This is a genomic window from Enterobacter sp. EC_50, assembly GCF_019584525.1.
In the GTDB taxonomy this organism is placed as follows: domain Bacteria; phylum Pseudomonadota; class Gammaproteobacteria; order Enterobacterales; family Enterobacteriaceae; genus Enterobacter; species Enterobacter roggenkampii.
The window spans coordinates 135,964-142,819 of record NZ_VDAF01000015.1 but is presented as its reverse complement, the minus strand read 5'-3'; the positions used below and the strand labels follow the sequence as shown (position 1 = coordinate 142,819).

At 52.3% G+C, this 6,856-nt stretch carries 6 protein-coding genes, 1 tRNA gene and 2 pseudogenes; 3 read left to right on the top strand and 6 right to left on the bottom strand.

Going from position 1 to position 6,856, the window contains the following annotated elements; genetic code table 11:
* Both FHC48_RS23485 and FHC48_RS14310 read left to right on the top strand, forming a co-directional pair.
* Window positions 1-103, top strand: a 103-nt coding sequence (locus tag FHC48_RS23485) for a hypothetical protein (RefSeq protein WP_001414958.1), incomplete at its 5' end; no start/stop codon positions are given.
* A 12-nt stretch (window positions 104-115) separates the two neighbouring features.
* Window positions 116-1,009 (top strand): annotated as a pseudogene (locus FHC48_RS14310) (IS3 family transposase); the annotation flags it as partial.
* Window positions 1,010-1,212: 203 nt separating this feature from the next.
* On the opposite strand, the gene FHC48_RS23820 reads toward FHC48_RS14310, so the two are convergent.
* The 3 genes and pseudogenes from FHC48_RS23820 to FHC48_RS14300 all read right to left on the bottom strand — a co-directional run bounded on the left by FHC48_RS23820 (window position 1,213) and on the right by FHC48_RS14300 (window position 1,866).
* On the bottom strand, window positions 1,213-1,464 hold the full coding sequence (locus FHC48_RS23820; protein ID WP_110915166.1) for a DUF2542 family protein: 252 nt from the start codon (window positions 1,462-1,464) through the stop codon (window positions 1,213-1,215).
* 24 nt (window positions 1,465-1,488) lie between these two features.
* Window positions 1,489-1,626, bottom strand: a pseudogene (locus FHC48_RS23480) (site-specific integrase); the annotation flags it as partial.
* A 164-nt stretch (window positions 1,627-1,790) separates the two neighbouring features.
* Window positions 1,791-1,866, bottom strand: a tRNA-Ile gene (locus tag FHC48_RS14300).
* Between the two features lie 124 nt (window positions 1,867-1,990).
* Between FHC48_RS14300 and mug the strand changes: the two genes are divergently transcribed.
* Window positions 1,991-2,497 (top strand): G/U mismatch-specific DNA glycosylase, encoded by a 507-nt coding sequence (gene mug / locus FHC48_RS14295; RefSeq protein ID WP_008503183.1) that lies wholly within the window; start codon window positions 1,991-1,993, stop codon window positions 2,495-2,497.
* Between the two features lie 90 nt (window positions 2,498-2,587).
* Here the strand turns inward: mug and rpoD are convergent, their stop codons facing one another.
* The 3 genes from rpoD to rpsU all read right to left on the bottom strand — a co-directional run bounded on the left by rpoD (window position 2,588) and on the right by rpsU (window position 6,665).
* Window positions 2,588-4,435, bottom strand: a complete 1,848-nt coding sequence (gene rpoD, locus FHC48_RS14290) for an RNA polymerase sigma factor RpoD (protein ID WP_008503184.1) — start codon at window positions 4,433-4,435, stop codon at window positions 2,588-2,590.
* A 154-nt stretch (window positions 4,436-4,589) separates the two neighbouring features.
* Complete coding sequence (gene dnaG / locus FHC48_RS14285; RefSeq protein ID WP_059364806.1) at window positions 4,590-6,335, bottom strand: DNA primase; 1,746 nt, start codon at window positions 6,333-6,335, stop codon at window positions 4,590-4,592.
* Window positions 6,336-6,449: 114 nt separating this feature from the next.
* Window positions 6,450-6,665 carry a 30S ribosomal protein S21 gene (rpsU, locus tag FHC48_RS14280; protein WP_001144069.1) on the bottom strand — a complete coding sequence of 72 codons (216 nt, stop codon included), beginning with the start codon at window positions 6,663-6,665 and terminating at the stop codon, window positions 6,450-6,452.
* Window positions 6,666-6,856 lie beyond the last annotated feature (191 nt).

The following is a 6,856-nucleotide window of genomic DNA, read 5'->3' as shown; positions in this document are numbered from 1 at the left end:
ACTAGATCTGGTTGCTGCTCAGCTAAACAACAGACCGAGAAAGACACTGAAGTTCAAAACACCGAAAGAGATAATTGAAAGGGGTGTTGCATTGACAGATTGAATCTACAGCGGCGTACTTCGCAAAGCTGTCCGACTGAGGTACGCCTTTATCCGCGACAACAGCCGTTGCTGGCCTGTTCGTTTGCTCTGTCGGGTTCTGGATGTCCATCCGAGTGGATTTTATTTCTGGCTTCAGCAGCCACATTCGCAGCGTCACCAGACAGATCAGATGCTGACCGGGCAAATCAAACAGTTCTGGCTTGAGTCTGGCTGCGTCTATGGTTATCGCAAGATCCATCTCGATCTGCGTGATACCGGACAGCAGTGCGGAGTGAACCGGGTCTGGCGGCTGATGAAGCGTGCCGGAATAAAAGCTCAGGTTGGGTACCGTAGCCCAAGAGCACGTAAAGGCGAAGCCAGTATCGTGACACCCAACAGGCTCCAGCGGCAGTTCAATCCGGACTCACCGGATGAGCGTTGGGTGACGGACATAACCTACATCCGAACCCACGAAGGCTGGCTGTATCTGGCCGTGGTGGTTGACCTGTTCTCCCGAAAAGTTATCGGCTGGTCAATGCAACCCCGCATGACAAAAGAGATTGTCCTGAACGCCTTACTTATGGCGGTGTGGAGGCGTAATCCTCAAAAGCAGGTACTGGTTCACTCTGATCAGGGTAGTCAGTACACGAGCCATGAGTGGCAGTCGTTCCTGAAATCACACGGTCTGGAAGGCAGCATGAGTCGTCGCGGTAACTGCCACGACAACGCGGTTGCGGAAAGCTTTTTCCAGCTACTGAAACGCGAACGGATTAAGAAAAGGATCTACGGAACGAGAGACGAAGCCAGAAGCGATATTTTTGATTATATCGAAATGTTTTATAACAGTAAGCGTCGGCATGGTTCGAGCGAGCAGATGCCACCGGCTGAATATGAAAACCTATATTATCAACGGCTCAGAAGTGTCTAGATTATCCGTGGCGATTCAGATTCTACAGCTTAAATTTGGTATCCCCTGCTGGACTAGAACCCGCGACCTGTCGATTCTGAGCTCCATTTTGAAGATTTATAAAACAATAAGTTAGTTTGTTTTTTTATGGGTTTTTGCATCGAATAATGTCAAATATGAAAGCATAGTGAATAGGTCTGCTGCCATTTTGCTGCCAACGATGCCTATAAAAAATGATAATCGCCATTCAATAGGTAAAGGGCTAAACCAATCATAAAGGAGCCGAACAGCGAAAACACAGTGTTATACCAGTAGAAGTAGATAGGTGTTTCGGATCGGTAGATGTAGTAGTTTTCATATGTGCCTTTATACCAACCGACGAAGACCCCACTTCTAAGAGCTTTTGCTGAATGAAAAATCATCCACAATCCGCAAAGAAGTACACAGATCAATACTAATAATGTATCCCATTCCATATATTGTCTTATAAAAACAATGCTTTATAAAATTGTTGGTGGGGTGAGCAATGTCGCTTCGTTCAGGTGGTCAGGTGCAAAGTAAGCGTAGCGCATCGTTACCTTAATATCAGTGTGTCCAGGAATGCGCTGGAGTACAAGGATGTTGCCCCCGCGCATCATAACCTCTGCATCCGGAGGGGTTGCATCAACAACTTTCGTACTGGCCCGCTGCTGGCGGGTTTTTTTATGGAACTCCTGCTGCCATTTCGCTGCCAACGGGATTTAAATAAACAAAAAGGCCACTCGCGTGAGTGGCCTAACTATATGTATGTACTGATAAAATTTGGTGGCCCCTGCTGGACTTGAACCAGCGACCAAGCGATTATGAGTCGCCTGCTCTAACCACTGAGCTAAGGGGCCGTGGCGGTGAATTATAAAGTAACTCCCCGCAGCAATCCAGCCATTCACACCTGCCTGCTGTTTTTATAAACAACGCATTATCAATCCTTTATACTTCCATAACGATGTATCAGCGGGAGTAAAGATGATCAACGACATTCTGGCCCCTGGCCTGCGGGTGGTGTTCTGCGGAATCAACCCGGGCAAGTCCTCGGCGCACACCGGTTTTCACTTTGCCCATCCGGGCAATCGCTTCTGGAAGGTGATCTACCAGGCCGGGTTTACCGACAGGTTACTCAAGCCCGAAGAGGAGCAGCACCTGCTGGATACGCGCTGCGGAATTACCATGCTGGTCGAGCGGCCGACGGTTCAGGCAAGCGAGGTCAACCTGCATGAACTGCGCAGCGGCGGGCGGGAGCTGGTGAAGAAGATTGAAGACTACCAGCCGGCCGCACTGGCGATCCTCGGCAAGCAGGCCTACGAGCAGGCATTCAGCCAGCGCGGGGCTAAGTGGGGTAAGCAGAGCATCATGATTGGCGTTACGCAGGTGTGGGTGTTGCCGAACCCGAGCGGGCTCAACAGGGCGACGCTGGACAAGCTGGTAGAGGCGTATCGGGAGCTGGATGAGGCGCTGATGGTGCGGGGGCTTTAGCTCCTCTGCGGCCTGATGCCCTCACCCACAGGGAGAGGGAATAAACAAAAAAAAAGCTCCCGATTGGGAGCTTTTTGCTGTTTATCTGGGTTAGTCGTCCAGGAAGCTACGCAGCACTTCAGAGCGGCTTGGGTGACGCAGCTTACGCAGCGCCTTCGCTTCGATCTGACGGATACGTTCGCGGGTAACGTCGAACTGTTTACCCACTTCTTCCAGCGTGTGGTCGGTGTTCATATCGATACCGAAACGCATACGCAGCACTTTCGCTTCACGGGCGGTCAGGCCAGCCAGAACATCGTGCGTTGCGGCACGCAGGCTCTCGGTGGTGGCAGAGTCAAGCGGCAGCTCGAGGGTGGTATCCTCGATGAAATCACCCAGATGCGAATCTTCATCATCACCAATTGGTGTTTCCATGGAGATTGGCTCTTTGGCGATCTTCAGCACTTTACGGATCTTGTCTTCCGGCATCAGCATGCGCTCGGCCAGCTCTTCCGGCGTCGGCTCGCGACCCATCTCCTGCAGCATCTGGCGGGAAATACGGTTGAGCTTGTTGATGGTCTCAATCATATGCACCGGAATACGGATGGTGCGCGCCTGATCCGCGATAGAGCGGGTGATAGCCTGACGGATCCACCAGGTTGCGTAGGTGGAGAACTTGTAACCACGACGGTATTCAAACTTGTCTACCGCTTTCATCAGACCGATGTTGCCTTCCTGTATCAGATCCAGGAACTGCAGACCGCGGTTGGTGTATTTCTTGGCGATAGAGATAACCAGACGCAGGTTCGCTTCAACCATCTCTTTCTTCGCACGGCGGGCTTTCGCTTCACCGATGGACATGCGACGGTTGATATCTTTAACCTGCTCGATGGTCAGGCCGGTCTCTTCTTCAATCTGCTGCAGCTTCTGCAGGCCGCGATACACGTCTTCTTTCACGTCGTGCAGTTTTTCAGACCACGGCTTGTTCATCGCAATAGCCGCGTTGAACCAGGTTTCGCTGGTTTCGTTGCCGGTGAAGAGGGTGATGAAGTTCTTCTTCGGCATTTTGCACTGCTCAACGCACAGCTTCATGATGATGCGTTCCTGGGTACGTACGCGATCCATCATCACGCGCATGCTGTTCACCAGGTAGTCGAACTGTTTTGGCACCAGGCGGAACTGTTTGAACACTTCAGACAGTTTCAGGATCTCTTCCTGAGCGGCTGCGTGGCTGCGGCCTTTCGCTTTGATGGTATCACGCGTCACTTCGTACTGAGTACGCAGCTCGGCAAACTTCTCGCGCGCCAGTTCCGGGTCGATGCTGTTGTCATCATCGGCGCTGTCGTCGTCGCTCTCTTCCTCATCTTCGTCTTCGTCATCATCCATCTCTTCCTGAGACAGTTCAGAACCGACGTGAGTGGCGGTAGGTGCCATATCTTCTTCAGCGTTCGGGTCGACAAAACCGGTGATCAGGTCAGACAGGCGCGCTTCTTCCGCTTCAACGCGATCGTACTGCTCCAGCAGATAGGTGATCGCTTCCGGGTACTCAGCAACAGAGCACTGAACCTGGTTGATCCCGTCTTCGATGCGTTTTGCGATGTCAATTTCGCCTTCGCGGGTCAACAGTTCAACGGTACCCATTTCGCGCATGTACATGCGGACCGGGTCAGTGGTACGCCCGATTTCAGATTCCACGCTGGACAGTACCTGTGCAGCAGCTTCTTCCGCATCTTCGTCAGTGTTGTTGGAGGTTTCAGCCAGCAACAGATCATCGGCATCCGGTGCTTCTTCCATCACCTGAATGCCCATGTCATTGATCATTTGGATGATGTCTTCGATTTGATCTGAATCGACGATATCTTCCGGCAGATGGTCATTGACCTCGGCATAGGTCAGATAGCCTTGCTCCTTACCACGTTGGACAAGAAGTTTCAGCTGTGACTGCGGGTTTTGCTCCATAAGACGGTATCCACACTTAATTCGTTTGATTGGTGTCGGCGATGGGGCTGCCAACCTTTAAAGCGAGGGCGTACTTATATTTTTGCCGCTGCCTCTCAGTGCGGCTGCCGGGGGCTTCCCGATCGATATTCGGCACTTAAGCCGTTAAATTTATTTATTTCTTCGCCAGTTCCTGGTTAATCATCCAGAGCTCCCGGCGTTCTTCGCTGCTCAAACCGTGTGTGCGCTCGCGAGCTATCAACTCTTCCTGGCGCAGCTCAAGCATCGAATCAAACATATGGTTGAGTGAGTCGGTGAACGTTTTTTCTGCAATGTCCTTATCTGCTATATCGTCCCACATCGACAATTTTTCAAGGGTAGCGGCCTCTTTTGTGCCGCGATAATGCTCTAAAAGTTGTCCGGTGGTCAGACCTGGCTGAGACAAACACGTGTTAACCAGTTCTGAAAATAAGCCAAGCCCGGGCAATTTTTCGTGGTTCAAACCCGCCAGCGACGGCACCTGTGGCGCCAGCTCGGGGTTTTGTACCAGTAACCCTATCAGTATACGCATGGTTGTGCGTTTTAGCTGAGGCGCGGGGCGAACCGCACCGTTTTCAGCCTGTTTAGGCATTAAACGTTCAAGCTGGCTGTCATCCAGAATGCCGAGCTTGTTGCCTAGCTCCTGACGCAGGTAGATGCGCAGCGTTTCGCCGGGCACCTGACTGATTAACGGCAGCGCCAGCGTGCTGAGCTGCGCGCGCCCGTCAGGGGTACTCAAATCAACCTGCGGCATCAGGCTGTTAAACAAAAACGTGGAGAGCGGCTGAGCCTGCTCCATCCGCGCTTCAAACGCCGCTTTGCCCTCTTTACGCACCAGCGTATCCGGGTCTTCACCGTCGGGCAGGAACATAAAGCGCAACTGACGCCCGTCGGTCATATAGGGTAGCGCGGTTTCCAGCGCGCGCCAGGCGGCATCGCGTCCGGCGCGGTCTCCGTCGTAACAACAAATCACGTTGTTGGTCACGCGGAACAGCAGCTGGATGTGATCCGCCGTCGTGGACGTTCCTAACGACGCAACCGCGTAGTTAATGTCGTACTGCGCCAGCGCAACGACGTCCATATAGCCTTCGACGACCAGAAGACGCGGAGGTTCCGCGTTATCCTGCTGCGCCTCATAAAGGCCGTAAAGCTGGCGGCCCTTATGGAAAATATCGGTTTCCGGGGAGTTGAGGTACTTCGGCAGGGCATCACCCAGCACGCGACCACCAAAACCAATTACCCGGCCTCGCTTGTCGCGGATTGGGAACATTACCCGTTCGCGGAAGCGGTCGTAGCTTCGTCCCTGGTCGTTGGTGACCAGCATGCCTGCATCGATGAGAGACTTACGATCTTCGCTATTGCCGCCAAAACGCTTTAACACGTTGTCCCAGCCGGGCGGGGCGTAGCCAATAGCGAAACGCGCAATGACCTCGTCGCTCAGTCCGCGCTTGTTCAGATACTGACGCGCAGGTTCAGCCGCAGAGTGCTTAAGAGACTGTTGGTAAAACGAATTCAGGCCATCCATCAGTTGATACAGCGTTTGCCGTTGATGGCGCTCGATCTGACTTGGCCCACTGCCAGCTTCATACGGCACTTCAAGGTTATGCATTGCCGCCAGCTCTTCGACGGTTTCAACGAACTCGAGCTTGTCGTAGTTCATTAAAAAATCGACGGCATTACCGTGAGCACCACAGCCGAAGCAATGGTAAAACTGCTTTTCACCGTTTACGGTGAAGGAGGGGGTTTTTTCGTTATGGAACGGACAGCACGCATGGTAATTCTTGCCCTGCTTCTTCAGCTTTACCCGCGCGTCGATGAGATCGACGATGTCGGTTCTGGCGAGCAGGTCATTGATGAAAACGCGTGGGATTCTTCCGGCCATATGCCCCAAAATTTAAGCGACTTATAAACGAAAACAAGCCGCGCATTCCTTCCGGAAGCACGGCCTTACGACTACTACTCTGTCTGTCAATTGAGGGCTGAGGCCCTCAACCAATTAGTACAGACGAGTACGGCGTGCGTTTTCGCGAGCCAGTTTCTTCGCGTGACGTTTCACAGCGGAAGCTTTAGCGCGCTTACGTTCGGTCGTTGGTTTTTCATAAAACTCACGACGACGAACTTCAGCCAGAACACCTGCTTTCTCGCATGAACGTTTGAAGCGACGCAGTGCTACGTCGAACGGCTCGTTTTCACGTACTTTAATTACCGGCATGTAACTCTCACCTTTAATAAATTCGGTTTGCCGCTGGCATCAACGCCAGCTTATTTCAAAATGGTGCGGAATTTTACTGCAAATGCTGCTGCTTTGTAAAGCACCGATGCGATTTTGAAAGGGACTTTAATAAGGGTGAGGAGTATACACGAGCCTTCTTCCAGGGGCGAACAAAGTTTTACAAGTCGGGT